Origin of the sequence: Salinisphaera sp., assembly GCF_035690525.1 — a bacterium.
In the GTDB taxonomy this organism is placed as follows: domain Bacteria; phylum Pseudomonadota; class Gammaproteobacteria; order Nevskiales; family Salinisphaeraceae; genus Salinisphaera.
This window is the reverse complement of the sequence record NZ_DASSKM010000109.1, coordinates 39,083-55,303: the sequence shown is the minus strand read 5'-3', so window position 1 is coordinate 55,303 and position 16,221 is coordinate 39,083. Positions and strand designations below refer to the sequence as shown.

Annotated in this window: 14 protein-coding genes and 1 tRNA gene; 12 read left to right on the top strand and 3 right to left on the bottom strand. The window is 64.3% G+C overall.

Annotated elements, in window-relative coordinates:
• Window positions 1-185 precede the first annotated feature (185 nt).
• The 4 genes from VFJ08_RS07970 to VFJ08_RS07955 all read left to right on the top strand — a co-directional run bounded on the left by VFJ08_RS07970 (window position 186) and on the right by VFJ08_RS07955 (window position 1,636).
• Window positions 186-500, top strand: coding sequence for a carboxymuconolactone decarboxylase family protein (locus VFJ08_RS07970; RefSeq protein WP_324996663.1), 315 nt, complete (start codon window positions 186-188; stop codon window positions 498-500).
• An 83-nt stretch (window positions 501-583) separates the two neighbouring features.
• Window positions 584-796 (top strand): DUF2945 domain-containing protein, encoded by a 213-nt coding sequence (locus VFJ08_RS07965; protein ID WP_324996662.1) that lies wholly within the window; start codon window positions 584-586, stop codon window positions 794-796.
• Complete coding sequence (locus VFJ08_RS07960; protein WP_324996661.1) at window positions 789-1,349, top strand: DUF488 family protein; 561 nt, start codon at window positions 789-791, stop codon at window positions 1,347-1,349. The genes VFJ08_RS07965 and VFJ08_RS07960 overlap by 8 nt, the downstream gene beginning before the upstream one ends.
• 56 nt (window positions 1,350-1,405) lie before the next feature.
• A complete protein-coding gene (locus VFJ08_RS07955) occupies window positions 1,406-1,636 on the top strand; it encodes a DUF3470 domain-containing protein (protein ID WP_324996705.1) in 231 nt (76 codons plus the stop codon).
• A 108-nt stretch (window positions 1,637-1,744) separates the two neighbouring features.
• Here VFJ08_RS07955 and VFJ08_RS07950 read toward each other — a convergent pair whose 3' ends face one another.
• Window positions 1,745-2,620 carry a LysR family transcriptional regulator gene (locus VFJ08_RS07950; RefSeq protein ID WP_324996660.1) on the bottom strand — a complete coding sequence of 292 codons (876 nt, stop codon included), beginning with the start codon at window positions 2,618-2,620 and terminating at the stop codon, window positions 1,745-1,747.
• 157 nt (window positions 2,621-2,777) lie between these two features.
• On the opposite strand from VFJ08_RS07950, the gene VFJ08_RS07945 reads away from it, so the two are divergent.
• Complete coding sequence (locus VFJ08_RS07945) at window positions 2,778-3,665, top strand: DMT family transporter (protein ID WP_324996659.1); 888 nt, start codon at window positions 2,778-2,780, stop codon at window positions 3,663-3,665.
• A gap of 118 nt (window positions 3,666-3,783) precedes the next feature.
• On the opposite strand, the gene ettA is transcribed toward VFJ08_RS07945, so the two are convergent.
• Window positions 3,784-5,445, bottom strand: a complete 1,662-nt coding sequence (ettA, locus tag VFJ08_RS07940) for an energy-dependent translational throttle protein EttA (protein WP_324996658.1) — start codon at window positions 5,443-5,445, stop codon at window positions 3,784-3,786.
• 216 nt (window positions 5,446-5,661) lie between these two features.
• Here ettA and VFJ08_RS07935 point away from each other — a divergent pair, with 216 nt between their 5' ends.
• Window positions 5,662-6,291 carry a phosphoadenosine phosphosulfate reductase family protein gene (locus VFJ08_RS07935; RefSeq protein ID WP_324996657.1) on the top strand — a complete coding sequence of 210 codons (630 nt, stop codon included), beginning with the start codon at window positions 5,662-5,664 and terminating at the stop codon, window positions 6,289-6,291.
• Between the two features lie 79 nt (window positions 6,292-6,370).
• Here VFJ08_RS07935 and mltF read toward each other — a convergent pair whose 3' ends face one another.
• On the bottom strand, window positions 6,371-7,906 hold the full coding sequence (mltF, locus tag VFJ08_RS07930; protein WP_324996656.1) for a membrane-bound lytic murein transglycosylase MltF: 1,536 nt from the start codon (window positions 7,904-7,906) through the stop codon (window positions 6,371-6,373).
• 106 nt (window positions 7,907-8,012) lie between these two features.
• Here mltF and VFJ08_RS07925 point away from each other — a divergent pair.
• From VFJ08_RS07925 to VFJ08_RS07900, 6 genes are all read left to right on the top strand, one after another.
• Window positions 8,013-8,104: transfer RNA gene (locus VFJ08_RS07925), tRNA-Ser, on the top strand.
• Between the two features lie 32 nt (window positions 8,105-8,136).
• The gene (locus VFJ08_RS07920; protein ID WP_324996655.1) at window positions 8,137-8,505 is read left to right on the top strand and encodes a DUF1820 family protein; all 369 of its coding nucleotides are present in this window, start codon (window positions 8,137-8,139) and stop codon (window positions 8,503-8,505) included.
• Window positions 8,506-8,507: 2 nt separating this feature from the next.
• On the top strand, window positions 8,508-9,275 hold the full coding sequence (locus tag VFJ08_RS07915; protein WP_324996654.1) for an MBL fold metallo-hydrolase: 768 nt from the start codon (window positions 8,508-8,510) through the stop codon (window positions 9,273-9,275).
• Window positions 9,251-13,150 carry a phosphoribosylformylglycinamidine synthase gene (gene purL / locus VFJ08_RS07910; RefSeq protein WP_324996653.1) on the top strand — a complete coding sequence of 1,300 codons (3,900 nt, stop codon included), beginning with the start codon at window positions 9,251-9,253 and terminating at the stop codon, window positions 13,148-13,150. The genes VFJ08_RS07915 and purL overlap by 25 nt, the downstream gene beginning before the upstream one ends.
• A 114-nt stretch (window positions 13,151-13,264) precedes the next feature.
• Window positions 13,265-13,813, top strand: a complete 549-nt coding sequence (locus VFJ08_RS07905; RefSeq protein WP_324996652.1) for a YbhB/YbcL family Raf kinase inhibitor-like protein — start codon at window positions 13,265-13,267, stop codon at window positions 13,811-13,813.
• A gap of 190 nt (window positions 13,814-14,003) precedes the next feature.
• Complete coding sequence (locus VFJ08_RS07900; RefSeq protein WP_324996651.1) at window positions 14,004-16,013, top strand: acetoacetate--CoA ligase; 2,010 nt, start codon at window positions 14,004-14,006, stop codon at window positions 16,011-16,013.
• The last annotated feature ends 208 nt before the right edge of the window (window positions 16,014-16,221 follow it).

The window sequence follows — 16,221 nt, the reverse complement described above, 5'->3', positions numbered from 1 at the left end:
TCACCTGTGTGCTGACGAAGTAGGCAGCCACGATTGAGCCTCGTCACGAAGCCGAACACAAGTAACGGGTTCGGTTACGAGCCGGGTTAGCGCGTTGGAGCATGGTTTCGCATGCCAGGACAGGGACGCACGTAATCGGGTGTTATAGTCATGTTTTAATACGCGTTTACAGTTTGAGGCGGATCATGGCCAAGACAGCGAAACAGAATCGAGAGGATCTGACGCCGGATGCGGAACAAGCCTGGCGCGACTTCAGCAAGGCCGTATTCGCGCCGGGCGCGTTGGATGCCAAGACCAAGCAACTGATCGCGGTCGCCGTCGCGCACGTGACCCAGTGCCCCTACTGCATCGAGGGACACGCGCCGGCCGCCCGGCGGGCCGGCGCCACCGAGGCGGAAATGATGGAGGCGATCTGGGTAGCCGCGGAAATGCGGGCCGGCGGCGCGATCGCGCATTCGCATTTGGCTCTGAATGCCTACGCGCAAACCGAATCCGACTGAAAGCGCCTGCGTGGCAGCGACGCACGCGCCGCTTCCTTAGAGGACCACAGCCGATCGCGGTCCCGGCGAAGGAGGGATGATCGATGAGTCACAAATTCCGGGTTGGCGACCATGTCGCCTGGAACTCGGAGGCGGGTCGGGTCAGCGGTACCATCATCAAGGTTCATACGCGGGATTTCGACTATAAGGGCCACACCCGGCGCGCCTCCGAGGACGAACCCCAGTATGAAATCAAGAGCGACAAGACCGATCACGTCGCGGCGCACAAGGAAGGCACACTGACACGGATTGGCTGACGGCGTGGTGCCGGTGTTCTACACGATCGGCCACTCGACGCGCACGAGTGCGCAGTTCGTCGACCTGCTGCGGGCCGGCGGCGTCGAGCACGTGGTCGATGTGCGCGCTATGCCGCGCTCGCGCGCCAATCCCCAGTTCAACGCCGAAGCGCTGACGCAGAGTCTGGCCGCGAGCGGGATCGGATACAGCCACAGCGCCGAGCTGGCCGGCCTGCGCACCCGCGACGACCGGATTCCGGAGACGCGCAACGGCTACTGGCGCAACCGTAGCTTTCACAACTACGCCGACTACGCGTTATCGGCGCGTTTCCGGTCGGGGCTCGAATCGCTCGTTGCCCGGGGGCGCGACGAGACATGCGCCATCATGTGTTCGGAGGCGGTATGGTGGCGCTGTCATCGTCGCATCATTGCTGATCACCTGCTGCATCGTGGATTCGCGGTTCATCATCTGATGGGCCGTGATCGAATCCAGCCGGCCGAGCTGACGCCGGCGGCGCGTGTCGCGGAAAACGGCGCTCTGATCTATCCCGCGTCAGAAGTACCGGATTCGTAGATCCGGCTTTCCGTTCACGCGGCGCCAGCTCTTCGGGGCCTGTTCAAAACGTATCGCTGAATCCCGGCGGAAATGGCTCCAACCGGATTGACGCGCATCAAGGTATTCGGCCCGCCGACCAGAAGCAATTCATCGCGATCAATGCCGAGCTGGCTCCGCGCTGGCCGGTGATCGACCCCATCATCGAAGCGCCATCGGACGCCGACGAATGGAACGGCATTCCCGACAAGCTGGAATATCTCGACCGGGGCGAGCACGCGGAACAGGAGGATCTCGCTGAATCGTAATGAGATGGGCTAAGTTGGCCGATGTCTGCATACCGGTCGTACCGGACGGCGCAGTTGGTGTTGTAGCCCGCGTATGTGAACGATACCGTTCAATCTCAATCATCGAAGCTATCCATCGTGCCTGTAGTCGCGGATTCGTTCCACGATGAGTTCCGCCAGGCAATCGGCGGCCCGGCTGGCTCGCCCCGGCTTGCGGTGTAGCCGGATGTCCATGGCGGGCAGTTCGGGAAGGCCGGTGGTTTCCGGGGCCAGTATTTCCAGGTCGGAGCCGATCAGGCTCGGTATGGCCACGGTCACGGCGAGACCGACGCCGACCGGTATGCGCTGTGCGGCGAACGCGGGGCTTTCGTAAGCGATTCGCCAGCGCTGGCCGGCGGCGTCCAGGCGCGCGGTGGCGGCGGCCCGGAAGGCGCAGACGCCCTCGGGGCTGAGGGATAGCGGGATCGGGTCATGGAGATAGGCGGTCGTTCCGGGCGCGGCGACCCAGACCAGGGCTTCCCGCCGGAGCAGGGTTCCCCCGGACGCGTCTGGCTCGCGGGTGACAATCGCCATGTCGATGTCGCCCGCCCGCGTTTGTTCGATCAGGTTCACGCTAAGCTCGGATCGGACTTCCATTTCGACCAGCGGATAGCGTTCGGCGAACATCGTCAACGTGCTCGGAATATAGGGCGCGTAATCGACCGGCAGCCCGAGGCGCACGGTGCCCCCGATTTCCCGTTCCGCCAGCCGGTGACGCAGCTCGCCGTTGAGCCGGAGCATTTCGCGCGCGTAGCCGAGCACTTCTCCGCCCGCGCGGGTCGGCTCGATTGAGCGCGATTCCCGTTTCAATAAGGAAACGCCGAGTTCATTCTCGAGCCGGCGGATCTGCATGCTGATCGCGGACTGCGAATAGTGCAGTTGTCTGGCGGCGCCGGTGAAGCTTCCAATGTCAACCACGGTCACGAGGCTTTGCAGCGCGCGCAGATCGAGCGTTCGGTAGGGCAATGGTCATCAACAAAATTGATAGAACAGTCAAAAATTATCGTTTAACGAATAGTTCTGACAAGCGCATATTGCACGGCCTGAGTTTCAACGGATGCTCGCTTTTCCGTGCGTTGGCGGCGCTGGCAACGGCATCCGAATCATCGACGAGCGATGCGATATGTCATACGAAGATCGGCCGGCCTTTCGAATCATCGGCCTGAGCGGCGTCGTCATATTCCTGTGGGGCGTCACGGCGTGGTTGCGGATGTTGGCGGGTAGCGTCCCACCGCTGGAGCTGACCGGTATCGCGTTGATTGGCGCGGCATTGAGCAGTTGCCTGCTGACTGGCCCGCGCGGCGCGACGTGGTCCGCGATACGTCGTCATCCCTGGTACGCCTGGCTCACCGTCGGCGCCGGGCTGGTTGGCGGGGCCGCGTTCTATTTCGCCGCACTCACGTATGCCCCGGCGGCCCAGGTCGTGGTGATCACCTATAGCTGGCCGCTGCTGTTCGCCATCGCCAGCGATGTCTATAGTCATCGCCGGCCCGCGCCGCTGACGTTCGTCAGCCTGTTCGTCGGGCTGGCCGGCGTCGGGGTCATGCATGGCACAACGGCGGCGCCATCGGCCGATGCCTGGCTGGGTTACGTGTATGCGCTGGCCTCCGGATTGTGCTGGGTGGCGTATTCGCTATTCGTTCAGGTGTATTCCCGCCCGATCGCGTCGGCCTATCCCGCGTTTTTCGCGGTCGGCGCCGTGGCGGCGTTGTTGCTTCAAGCCGCCACAGGTGGCTTGGTGTGGCCGGGTTCGACCGGCGCCTGGACGGCGAGCATTATTCTGGGTATCGGGCCTTACGGGCTGGGTTTCCTGGCGTGGGGCTATGTCGTTCGTCATGGCAACCCGCGCATTGTGCCCGTGTTGCCTTACGCCGTGCCCGCGGTGGCAGCGATTACCTTGGTGCTGGTGGGGCGCGTACAGCCAACTCTGACTCTGTGGGCCGGCTGCGCACTGGTCATCATGGCTTGCGTGGCATCGATGCGGACGCGGCGCCACGCGGGCCGTGTGTGAAGCCGTTTCTTTCGCCGGCTTCGCCTTGTCTCGGCGAGCCGCTATCCCCGACCCCAAAGAAAAGCCCCCGTGTAAGCTGCGGGGGCTTGATAGGTTGGTGCGTCCCGCCGCCGGTTGATTAGGCCAATTTGCGATGCTTGGCCTTGGCCGAGCCTTCCGATGCGCTGCCGAGCCGGCGTTTGCGATCGGCTTCGTAGTCCTGGTAGTTGCCTTCGATGAAGACCACGTCGTCGTCTTCGAACGCCAGGATGTGAGTGGCGATGCGGTCCAGGAACCAGCGGTCGTGGGAGATGACCAGCACCGCGCCCGGGAATTCCAGCAGGGCTTCTTCCAGCGCGCGCAGGGTTTCGACGTCCAGATCGTTGGTCGGCTCGTCGAGCAGCAGGGTGTTGCCGCCTTTCTGTAGCAGCTTGGCCAGTTGCAGCCGATTGCGCTCGCCGCCCGAGAGCTCGGACACGCGTTTCTGCTGATCCGAGCCCTTGAAGTTGAAGCGGCCGATATAGGCTCTGGATGGAATCTCGTAGTTGCCGATCTGCAGGATGTCCTGTTCGTTGGATACTTCCTGCCAGACCGTCTTGTCCGAGTTCAGATCTTCGCGCGATTGGGTGACGTATGCCAGGTCGACGGTGTCGCCGACACGAATCTCGCCGGAATCCGGTTCTTCCTCGCCGTTGAGCATACGGAACAGCGTCGTCTTGCCGGCCCCGTTGGGGCCGACGATACCGACGATCGCACCCTGCGGGACCTTGAGCGAGACGTTCTCGTAAAGCGTGCGGTCGCCGTAGGACTTGGTTACGTTGTTCATCTCGAACACGAGATCGCCCAGGCGCGGGCCCGGCGGGATATAGATCTCGTTGGTTTCGCTGCGCTTCTGGTATTCACGCGATTGCAGTTCCTCGAACTGCTTGAGGCGCGCCTTGGATTTGGATTGACGACCCTTGGCGTTCGAGCGCACCCATGCCAGCTCGGACTTGATCGCTTTCTGGTGTGCGTCCTCGGATTTTTGTTCCTGTTCGAGGCGTTTTTCCTTCTGTTCCAGCCAGGAAGAATAATTGCCCTGCCACGGGATGCCATGACCGCGATCGAGTTCCAGAATCCAGCCGGCGACGTTGTCGAGGAAGTAGCGATCATGGGTGACCGCGACCACGGTGCCGTCGAAATCCTTCAGGAAGCGTTCCAGCCAGGACACCGACTCGGCGTCCAGATGGTTGGTCGGTTCGTCGAGCAGCAGCATGTCGGGCTTGGACAGCAGCAGCCGGCAGAGCGCCACGCGGCGGCGCTCGCCGCCCGACAGCGTATTTACGTCGGCGTCCCACGGCGGCAGATTGAGTGCGGCGCCCGCGCGATCCAGCGTGTTGTTGATCTCCCAGCCGTCGGCCGCGTCGATGGCTTCCTGCAGTTCGGCCTGTTCGGCCAGCAGCGCTTCGAAATCGGCATCCGGGTCCGCAAAGGCCTCGCTGATCTCATTGAAGCGTTTGAGTTTTTCGGCGACGTCGCCAAGGCCTTCCATAACATTGGCCCGCACGTCCTTGGACGAGTCCAGCGCCGGCTCCTGCGGTAGATAGCCGATATGGATGCCGGGCATGGGGCGGGCTTCGCCTTCGTATTCCCGGTCGACCCCGGCCATGATGCGCAGCAGCGTCGATTTGCCCGCGCCGTTGTAGCCCAGCACGCCAATCTTGGCGCCCGGATAGAACGACAGCGAGATATCGCGCAGGATGTGCTTTTTCGGCGGGACCACTTTGCCTACGCCGTTCATGGTGTAGATGTATTGGGCCATAGGATGCGTGTGCACTGGAAACAATCGAGCCGTTTATTGTAGCCAAGTTTGGCAAGCGATACACGGCGCGCCGGCCGGTCGGGGCGTAATACTAAGAATATAACTAAACGATATTGAAAGGCGGGTTTAAAATAACCGAATAGCTTTTAAAATTCTGCCAATGTCATTCGAGGCCGCCAACGTCGGCCCGGGCTCATTCAAGTGAGGTTCCGTCTTATGGATATCGATATCGCCAAGGCCAACGACGAATTCGCCGGCCGGCATCCGCAGGAAATCGTGAACTGGGCCGCCGGCCTGGATGGCCGTACGATCGTGACCACCAATTTCGGTCCGTACGAAGCCGCGATCCTGCATATGGCCGTGTCCGCGCAGCCGGATATGGACGTGGTCTGGATCGATTCCGGCTATGCCACGCGCAAGACCTATCTGTTCGCGGAAAAGCTGATCGCCGATCTCGGTCTGAACATCCATGTATTCAATCCGCTGGCTTCGGCGGCACGCCGTGATGCGATCATGGGCATTCCGGATGTCGATGATCCGATGCACGAAGAGTTCACCCGCCAGGTCAAACTGGAGCCGTTCGGCCGCGCCATGCGCGAGATGAGTCCGGATGTCTGGCTGACCGCCGTGCGCCGCGACCAGACCGCTTTTCGTCAGGGCATGGATATCGTGTCGCAGGACAAGCCCGGCGGTGTGATCAAGGTGGCGCCGGTGCTGGAATGGACCGAGTTCGACGTGGAGCGCTATCTCCACGAGCACGACCTGCCGAACGAGAAGAACTACTACGACCCGACCAAGGTGCACGGCAACCGCGAGTGCGGTTTGCACAATCGTTTCTCGGCCTGATCCGGCCGGATAGCGGAGCGATCGGGCGCGGGGGCTTCGGCGGCCTCTGCGCCTTTTTCATGCGCGCACGCCGCGCCGGTCAGAATGCCGGCGAGGTGATGCTGATGTCGGGCGGGGCGTTGTTCTCGTCGCCTGGTTGACCGGCGCCGTCGGCCGAGGGTTTTTCGTCCAGCGCGGCCGGTTTGCGTTGGTGCCGGTCGCTCGTCATCCAGGTCAGAATATCGTAGTAGGCGCGGATATCGCTGACGTAAGCCGCCGCCTGCTTGCCCCGGGCGTAGCCGTAACGCGTGTCGTCGAGATAGCGCTTTTCCGACAGCCAGCCGAGGGCGTCGCGCAGATTCACCCATACGTTCGGATCGCGGCCGGTCTTTTTCAGCAGGCGCCGGGCGTCGAGAACATGGCCGAGGCCGAGATTATAAGCGGCGAGCGCGAACCACGTGCGATCGGGCGGTTTCACGGCCTCGGGTAGGCGCTCGCGCACCTGCAACAGATAACGGGTGCCGCCGTCGATTGACTGTTGCGGGTCGAGGCGATCGCTGACATTCATGAGCTCGGCGGTGTCGCGCGTGAGCATCATGATACCGCGCACGTTCGTGGGGCTGGTGGCCTCGGCATCCCAGCGCGACTCCTGATAGCCGATCGCGGCCAGCAGCCGCCAGTCGACCCCGTACTGCTTGCCGGCGGCCTTGAAATCGGCCTTCCATCGATCCAGACGCTTATCCACCTGACGGGCGAACTCGGCGCCGCCGACGAAGCCGAGCCGCGCGGCGTGGCCGAAATAGCGGTTGTGCAAAATCTTGATTCGTCCCACGGCCTTGGCCTGTCGCAGATAAGCGATGGCCTTGTTGTAAAGCGCGTCATCGATACGCGCACCGCGATTTTTTGCAAACGCCCAGGCCATCCGCTGGCGCACCTCGTCGAGCGTGAAGCCGACCCGTAGTTTGGGGTAGTAGCGCTGGTTCATCGCCACCAAATCCGCATTGGCTATGGTCGCGTCGATATCGCCGTGGGCGATGCGCGCCATCAACTCTTCGATATTCGCGGAATGATCGACGCTAAACTTTAAATGCGGATGACGACGGCGTAGCCAATCGGCCAACGGCGTACCGTCGGGCAGCACCAGGTGGCCCGACAGATCGGATAACTGTTGAGGCTGGTCCTGGTGTTGGCGATAGACCGCTTCCAACGGGGTGCTGAGATAGGGCGGCGTGAAACGCACGCGCGCATCGCGCCGCGAACTAACCGCTAAGCCGACGCCTATCTGGGCGCGTCCGCTGTTCACCGCGCGGATAACGGCCGCGCGATTCGGCACCACCACCATCTTGAGCTGCACGCCCAGCGATTTCGCGAACCCGTGCGCCAAGTCGTATTCGAAGCCTTTCGGTCCGTGCGGTCCGAGATAAAAGGTATCCGCCGAATTGACCGTGGCTACACGCAGTACGTCGGTGCGCCGGACCTGGGTCAACCCGGCGGGGCGATACACGCAGGTGCTCAACAGCGTGCTCGCGCCGATCAGTACGATCAGCGCGAGTACCGCGGCCAGGCGGCGTCCTCGGGTTGATTTGGAGGCCGCGCGCCACGGACCGGCGCCCGGCCCTCGGTTTGTCTCGGGCACGTGTCGTAAAGAATTATCGAATCAAGTGTTGGGAAAGCGATTCGTATCGTTTAACATACGCGACTTCGCGGCCGGGGTCAGGCACGAGATCGGGCGCGAAAACAATGGAGAGGTACCGAAGCGGTCATAACGGCACCGACTCGAAATCGGTTGGGGGCTAACCGCCCCACGTGGGTTCGAATCCCACCCTCTCCGCCATTTCTCTATCCGATCATCGATCGATTCGTCCCATGGCCAACGCCGATTCCAATCGCCGCTTATATCGCGTGGCGTTCTACAATCAGGGCGAAGTTTACGAGATCTACGCGCGCTCGGTCGCCCAAGGCGGTCTGTTCGGCTTCGTCGAGATCGAGCAACTGGTCTTCGGCGAGCGCACCACGCTCGTAATCGACCCGGCCGAGGAGAAGCTTGCCGACGAGTTCTCCGAGGTCAAGCGCAGCTATATCCCCATGCACTCGATCATCCGCATCGACGAAGTCGAAAGCCGCGGCACGGCGAAGATCAGGCCGGCCGATTCCGAATCCAAGGTGCGCCCGTTTCCGGTCTATACCCGACAGGGGCCCGGCTCGGGAGGTCATGGCTCGGGGCACAACTCCTGAGCATGCGCTTCGCCCTGTTGGGTAGCGGCAGCAAGGGCAACGCGCTGGTGGTCGAGCAGGGCGCGACCAGGCTTCTGATCGACTGCGGCTTTTCCGCCCGCGAGATCGAAAAACGTCTGGCCCGGCTGGCACTCGCGCCCGCCGACATCGATGCCATCGTGATCACGCACGAACACGACGATCACTGGAAAGGCGTCTCGCGCTTTTCGCGCGCCCACGAGTTGCCGGTTTGGCTCACGCCGGGTACGCAGGCCGCGACGCTTGGCAGCGAACTCGCGGCCACGGAGCTGTATTCCCCGCACGAACCGTTCGCCATCGGCGATCTGGAACTGTTTCCCTATCCGGTGCCGCACGACGCGCGCGAGCCCGCGCAGCTCGTCATCGGCAACGGCGAGCATCGGCTGGGTGTACTTTCGGATATCGGCCATATCACGCCGCATGTGCGCGCGATGGTCGATGCCTGCGACGCGCTCATCATCGAATCCAATCACGATCCCGACCTGTTGGCGGGCGGGCCGTATCCGCCCAGCCTCAAGGCCCGGGTGGCCGGCCGGCTCGGCCACCTGAGCAACACCGAGGCCGCCGCGCTCGTATCGGCTATCGATACCGGCGCACTTCAGCATGTCGTGGTCGCGCATCTGTCCGAATCCAATAATCGTCCGGAGCTGGCCCGGGCCGCGTTGGCGCCGGCGCTGAACTGCACGCCGGACTGGGTGCAGGTCGCCAACCAAAACGAGGGTCTGTCGTGGCGAAGTCTGGTCAATCGATAACCGCGGTCGAAATCTATGCCGGCGAGACTGCGCTGGCGGACTTCGAACGCGAGCGTCTGGCCGCCGGTTTGCGGCGCGCCGGGCTCGAGGTCGACAAGGTCGAGGCGCGGGCGGTGTACATCGCCGCGTTCGCGAACGAACCGGACGATACGACCCGCCAGCGTCTATACCGCCTGTTGACGGTGGACGGCGCAGCGCCGCGCGCCGAAGGCGTGGTCGTGGTGCCGCGTCTGGGCACGGTTTCCGCCTGGTCGAGCAAGGCCGAGGACATCGCGCACAACAGCGGGATCAAGAATCTCGTGCGGCTCGAGCGCGCGGTGGCTTATCGACTCGGCGCCGATGCGCCGGACATCGGCGTATTGGCTCAAAGCCGCGCGCTCCACGACCCGATGACCGAATCACTGGTCGACGATTGGGCGCTGCTCACCACGTTGTTTACGGCGCCTGGGCGTCGTCGGCTACGCCGCGTGCCGCTGATAAGTCAGGGCGTCGAAGCGCTGGCCGCGGCCAATCGCGACTGGGGACTGGCGCTGGCCGAGGAGGAAATCGAATATCTCGCCGCGCAGTACGCCGCGCTCGATCGCGACCCCACCGACGTCGAGTTGATGATGTTCGGCCAGATCAATTCCGAGCATTGCCGGCACAAGATCTTCAACGCCGAGTTCACCATCGACGGCGAGACGCAAGCGGCCTCGTTGTTCGACATGATCCGCAGTTCCTACAAGGCGGCACCCGAAGGCGTGTTGTCGGCCTATCGAGACAACGCGGCTGTGGCCGCCGGTCCGGCCGCGACCCGCATGACGGTCGGTCGCGATCGCGTCTATCGCCTGGTCGAGGAAGACGTGCATCTGCTGATGAAGGTGGAGACGCACAACCACCCGACCGCGATCGCCCCGGCGCCGGGGGCCGCCACCGGCGCCGGCGGCGAGATCCGGGACGAAGCGGCGACCGGGCGCGGCGGCAAGCCGAAGGCCGGGCTGACCGGTTTCTCGGTCTGCGATCTGCGTATCCCCGCGGCTATCGCCCCGTGGGAACGCGATGCCGATCGGCCGGCGCATCTGGCCAGCGCGCTCGATATCATGCGCGAGGCCCCGATTGGCGCGGCGCGCTACAACAACGAGTTCGGTCGGCCCGCGCTCGGCGGTTACTTCAGAACCTTCCAGTACGAATCGGCGGCCACCGGTCTGCGCGGCTTCGCCAAGCCGATCATGATCGCCGGCGGCATGGGCAATGTCCGGCCGGGGCACGTTGAAAAACACGAAGTCCCGGTCGAGGCCTGTCTGATCGTGCTCGGCGGGCCGGCCATGCTGATCGGCCTCGGCGGCGGCGCGGCCTCGTCGATGGCCAGCGGTTCGGGCTCGGCGGCGCTGGATTTCGCCTCGGTGCAGCGCGCCGACCCGGAAATGCAGCGCCGCGCCCAGGAAGTCATCGAGGGCTGTATCGCGCTGGGCGCGGACAACCCGATCGCCTCGATCCACGATGTCGGCGCCGGCGGATTGTCCAACGCGCTGCCCGAGATCATCGACGCCGACGGCCGCGGCGGTTCGATTCGGCTGCGCGACATCGTCAGCGCCGATCCGAGCCTGTCGCCGATGGAGATCTGGTGCAACGAATCGCAGGAACGTTACGTGATTGCGATTCCCGCCGGCGAACTCGATGTGTTCGCGGCCCTCGCCAAGCGCGAGCGTTGTCCGTACAGCGTGGTGGGGCGCGCCACGGCCGAGCCCAATCTGGTGGTCGAGGACAGCGAGGCCGCTACCGCCGAGACCGCGCGCCCGGTCGATATGCCGATGCAGGTGCTGCTCGGCCGGACCCCGCGCATGCAGCGCGAGGCCGGGCACGTCGCGGTCGAACTGCCGGCATGGGAGCACGAGGGTGTGGACATCGCCGAAGCCTTCGAGCGCGTGCTCACACTGCCCGCCGTGGCCAGCAAGTCGTTTCTGATCACCATCGGTGATCGCAGCGTCGGCGGCATGACCGCGCGCGATCAGATGGTCGGGCCCTGGCAAGTGCCGGTCGCCGACGTCGCCGTGACCACCACCGCCTTCACCGGCGATGCCGGCGAGGCGATGGCCATGGGCGAGCGCAGCCCGGTGGCGCTGATCGACGCGCCGGCGTCCGGCCGTATGGCGGTGGCCGAGGCGATCACCAATCTGGCGGCGGCCCGGATCGGCAAGCTCACCGATGTACGCCTGTCGGCCAACTGGATGGCGGCCTGCGGCGATCCGGCCGAGGACGCGCGGCTGTACGACACGGTGCGCGCGGTCGGCGAACAGCTTTGCAGCGAACTCGGCCTGGCCATACCGGTCGGCAAGGATTCGCTGTCCATGCGCACGGGCTGGGACGGCGAAGCCGGTTCGCGCACCATGAGCGCGCCGGTATCGCTGGTCGTTTCGGCGTTCGCGCCGACGGTTTCGGCACGCGCCACGCTCACGCCGCAGCTGATGCCTCCCGGGCAGGTCGAAAGCCGGCTGATTCTGGCCGATCTGGGCGCCGGGCGGAATCGCCTGGGCGGGTCGGCGATCGCGCAGGTGTATGGCGCGCTCGGCAACCGGGCGCCGGATCTGGATGCGCCGGCCCTGCTGGGCGGCTTCTTCGATGCGGTGCAGACTCTGGCGTCCGACGGCCGGATTCTGGCGTATCACGATCGCAGCGACGGCGGCTTGGCCGCATGTCTGGCGGAGATGTGTTTCGCGTCGCGGCTCGGTGTGGACGTGGCGCTCGATCAACAGGGCGGCGATCCGCTGGCGGCGCTGTTCGCCGAGGAACTGGGCGCGGTGCTTCAGGTCGCGGCGGCCGATGTCGAGGCCGCGCTGACCGCACTGCGCGACGCCGGCGTGGCCGCCACCGATATCGGCACCGTCACCGCGGCCGATCGTATCGTCGTTCGCCACGGCGATGCCGAAGTGTTGTCGGTGGCGCGTATGGAGGCCCAGCGCCGCTGGGCCGCGACCAGCCATGCCATGGCGGCGCTGCGCGACGAGCCGGCCTGCGCGCACGCCGAATACGACGCGCTGCTGGATACGGCCGACCCCGGTTTGCCGGCCGAACTGACTTTCGATCCCGCCGAGGACGTGGCCGCGCCGTACATCAATAGCGAACGGCCGAAAATCGCGATCCTGCGCGAGCAGGGTGTGAACGGCCACAACGAGATGGCGTTCGCCTTCACCCGCGCCGGTTTCGATGCGATCGACGTGCATATGTCGGAAGTCGTCTCCGGCCGGGTTCGGCTGACCGATATGCAGGGCGTGGCGGCCTGCGGCGGTTTTTCCTATGGCGACGTGCTGGGTGCGGGCCAGGGCTGGGCCAAATCGGTCCTGTTCAATCGCAACGCGCGCAAGGCGTTCGCCGATTTCTTCGCGCGCGAGGACACATTCGCGCTCGGCGTATGCAACGGCTGCCAGATGCTGGCCGCGCTGTCGGAGCTCATCCCCGGCACCGAGGGTTGGCCCACGTTCGTGGCCAATACCTCACGCCAGTTCGAAGCCCGCACCAGCGCGGTCGAGATTGTCGAATCCAACGCCGTGCTGCTGGACGGCATGGCGGGCGCGCGGATGCCGATCGCGGTCGCGCACGGCGAAGGCCATGCCCGGTTCGCCGACCCCGCCGATCTCGCGCGGCTCGCCGATGCCGGCCGGATCGGCATGCGTTATACCGCCAATGCAGGCGGCGCAGCCGAATCCTATCCGGCCAATCCGAACGGTTCGCCGGGCGGGGTGACCGGCTTATCGAACGCCGATGGGCGGGTATTCATTTGTATGCCGCATCCCGAACGCGTCACGCGCACGGTCAATTTGTCGTGGGCGCCGGCGTCCTGGGGCGAGGCCAGCCCGTGGGCGCGCCTGTTCGCCAATGCGCGCCGTTTCGTGGGGTGAGCCGGCGTCGCGTCGCCGGCTCATTGCGGGCGCAGTGTTTTTCCATGCCGGGGCGGCGCTTCTGGTAATCCGGTCTGCTAATCTGGCCGGCAAACCCATCGGGCGGCCACGGCTATGAAAAGAACGTCGATCGTATCGCGAAGCGTCTGGGTCGCGGCCGTGCTGGTCGTCGCCGGCTGGGTCGGCAGCGCCCAGGCCGAGGCAACGTTCACGATCAAATCCCCGGCCTTCGATAACGGCCAGCCGATCCCCAAACGCTTCAGTTGCGACGGCGGCAACACGTCGCCGCCGTTGACGCTGTCCGGCGTGCCGGGCGCCGCGAAAAGCCTGGCCTTGATTGTCGACGACCCCGATGCCCCCGGCAGCGTGTTCACGCATTGGGTGTTGTACAACCTGGCGCCCAGCCTGGTCGCGCTGGCGCCGGGCGCCAGCGATCAGCCGCTACCGGGCCCGGCGACTACGGCCGATAACAGCACCCGGCACGCGAATTACCACGGCATGTGCCCGCCGCCGGGCGATGGCGTCCATCATTATCATTTCAAGCTGTTCGCCCTGGACCGACGGCTGCCGTCGAATTTGGCCGACAAGGCCGCGGTGCTAAAGGCGATGCAGGGCCATGTGATCGCGCAGACCGAGATCGTCGGCACCTATCAACGACCGTAGGCCCCGGTCGTAATACCAACCATTACAATGATGTAGCGATAGCCGATAAGAAAAAGAGCAAGTCCGCAAATAAACGCCAAAGGTACGCAAAATAAAGAAAATTAGTTTTCATTTGCGTTTTTTCGCGTTCATTCGCGGACTGTTTTTGCCTTCCTTTTGTATCCTTTTTTGCAGGTTGGTATAAGTCTTTATGAGCGTCGACGCCGAGCATCCGATCGTCCACCAGCCCTCGCGTGCGGCTATCGAGCACAGCCGGTTGGCCGGCTATGTGCGCTGGCTGGCCGATCGCGACGGCATGCCGGGTTTCGCTGTGGACGATTATGCGGCGCTGCATACCTGGTCGATCGACGAGCCGGAGTCGTTCTGGTCGAGCCTGTGGGATTATTTCGGCCTCGTCGGCGAGCGCGGCGAAGGCGCGGTCATCGATACACGCGCGATGCCCGGCGCGCGTTGGTTTGCCGGCGCGTGTATCAATTTCGCGGAGAACCTGTTGCGCGAAGCGGTCCAGGGTGATGCCGAGCGAATCGCGATCACCGCGTTGTCCGAGGCGCGCCCGCCGATCGCGCTGACCTACGGCGAATTGTATCGCCAGGTCGGCGCCTTCGAGGCGTTTTTGCGCTCGGCCGGCGTGCGGGCCGGCGATCGGGTCGCCGGGGTGGTCGCACATACACACGAGCCGATCGTGGCGCTGCTGGCCTGTGCCAGCCTCGGCGCGATTTGGTCGTCGGCCTCGCCGGATTTCGGCGTCTCGGGCGTCGCGGACCGCTTCGCCCAGATCGAGCCGCGCGTGCTGATCACGGTGGACGGCTATTGCTACGGCGGTAAGCAACACGACCGGCTCGACCGTATCGCGGCGCTGCGCGAGCGCATCCCGTCGATCGAGCATGTGATCGTCACCGACAACACCGGGCAGGGGCGTATGCTGCCCGACGACCCGAAAATCACCGCCTGGGCCGATGCGCTGGCCGCCCACCCGGAAGCATCGCCGAGCTTCGACCGCGGACCTTTCGACCGGCCGATTTATATCCTGTTTTCGTCGGGTACGACGGGTGCGCCAAAGTGCATCGTACACGGCGCCGGCGGAGCGCTGATCCAGCACGTCAAGGAACAGGTGCTACACGGCGATCTGCGGCGCGACGATGTGTTCTTCTACTTCACCACCTGCGGCTGGATGATGTGGAACTGGCATGTATCGGGGCTGTTCACCGGCGCGGAACTGATCACCTACGACGGCAGCCCGGGCTATCCCGATCTGAACGCGCTCTGGGCGATGGCCGCGGCACGGCGGGTCAGCCATTTCGGCACCAGCGCCAAGTGGCTCGGCGCCTGTCGCAATGCGGATCTCGCGCCGGGCGCGGAGCATGATCTGGCCGCTCTGCGCGTGATATTCTCGACCGGCTCGCCGCTGCTCGATGCCGACTACGACTGGGTCTACGAGCGGGTGAAATCCGACCTGCTGCTGGGTTCGATCTCGGGCGGCACGGATATCGTGTCGTGCTTTGTCGGCTCGTGCCCGACGCTGCCCGTGCGCCGCGGGGAGATTCAATGCCGGCTGCTCGGGGTCGCGGCCGAAGCGTTCAACGACGCCGGCGAGGCCGTGCTGGAAGAATGCGGCGAGCTGGTCTGTACCCAGCCGATCCCGTCCATGCCGGTCGCCTTCTGGAACGATCCCGACGGCGGTCGTTATCGCGCCGCTTATTTCGAGCGTTTCCCCGGCGTTTGGGCGCACGGCGATTTTATCGAGTTCAAGGCGTCGGGCGGGGCGGTCATCCACGGCCGCAGCGATGCCACGCTCAACGTCGGCGGCGTACGCATCGGCACGGCCGAGATTTATCGTCAGATCGAGCCCATGCCCGAGGTGGCGGATTGCCTGGTCGCGGCGCAGTCGGTGGGCGATGACGAGCGCATCGTGATGCTGGTGGTGCCGGCCGCCGGATACGCGGTCGACGACGCGCTGCGCGAGGCAATCCGAAACCGGCTGCGCGAACGGGCCAGCCCGCGGCATGTGCCGAAGCTGATCGTGGGCGTGGAAGCCCTGCCATACACGCGCAGCGGCAAGAAGATCGAGGTCGCGGTCGCGCGGTTGCTCAACGGGCGCGACGTGGCGCAGTCCGGTGCGATCGCCAATCCGGAATCGTTGGCCGCGATCGCGGAGCATCCGGATCTGGGGCTGCCGGAACGGCGGGGGCCGTCTGATTAAAAATAATACCAACCTGCAAAAGCAATGACCTACCGGTCAAAACGGTCCGCCAATAAACGCAAATGCACGCGAATAAGACGCGCTTATGCGCTTTTCTCGCTTTCATTCGCGTTTATTGGCGTTCATTTGCGGACGAATTATGGCTTCATGAAGATCGATCAATTTTTATGAGGGTTGGTATAAGACGTTTTATTTTTATTTTTATTTG

Excerpts from the sequence above, each read along its gene's own strand:
- VFJ08_RS07970 (WP_324996663.1), top strand. The coding sequence starts at position 186 with ATGGCCAAGACAGCGAAACAGAATCGAGAGGATCTGACGCCGGATGCG.
- VFJ08_RS07965 (WP_324996662.1), top strand. The coding sequence starts at position 584 with ATGAGTCACAAATTCCGGGTTGGCGACCATGTCGCCTGGAACTCGGAG.
- VFJ08_RS07945 (WP_324996659.1), top strand. The coding sequence starts at position 2,778 with ATGTCATACGAAGATCGGCCGGCCTTTCGAATCATCGGCCTGAGCGGC.
- ettA (WP_324996658.1), bottom strand. The coding sequence starts at position 5,445 with ATGGCCCAATACATCTACACCATGAACGGCGTAGGCAAAGTGGTCCCG.
- VFJ08_RS07935 (WP_324996657.1), top strand. The coding sequence starts at position 5,662 with ATGGATATCGATATCGCCAAGGCCAACGACGAATTCGCCGGCCGGCAT.
- VFJ08_RS07920 (WP_324996655.1), top strand. The coding sequence starts at position 8,137 with ATGGCCAACGCCGATTCCAATCGCCGCTTATATCGCGTGGCGTTCTAC.
- VFJ08_RS07915 (WP_324996654.1), top strand. The coding sequence starts at position 8,508 with ATGCGCTTCGCCCTGTTGGGTAGCGGCAGCAAGGGCAACGCGCTGGTG.
- VFJ08_RS07905 (WP_324996652.1), top strand. The coding sequence starts at position 13,265 with ATGAAAAGAACGTCGATCGTATCGCGAAGCGTCTGGGTCGCGGCCGTG.
- VFJ08_RS07900 (WP_324996651.1), top strand. The coding sequence starts at position 14,004 with ATGAGCGTCGACGCCGAGCATCCGATCGTCCACCAGCCCTCGCGTGCG.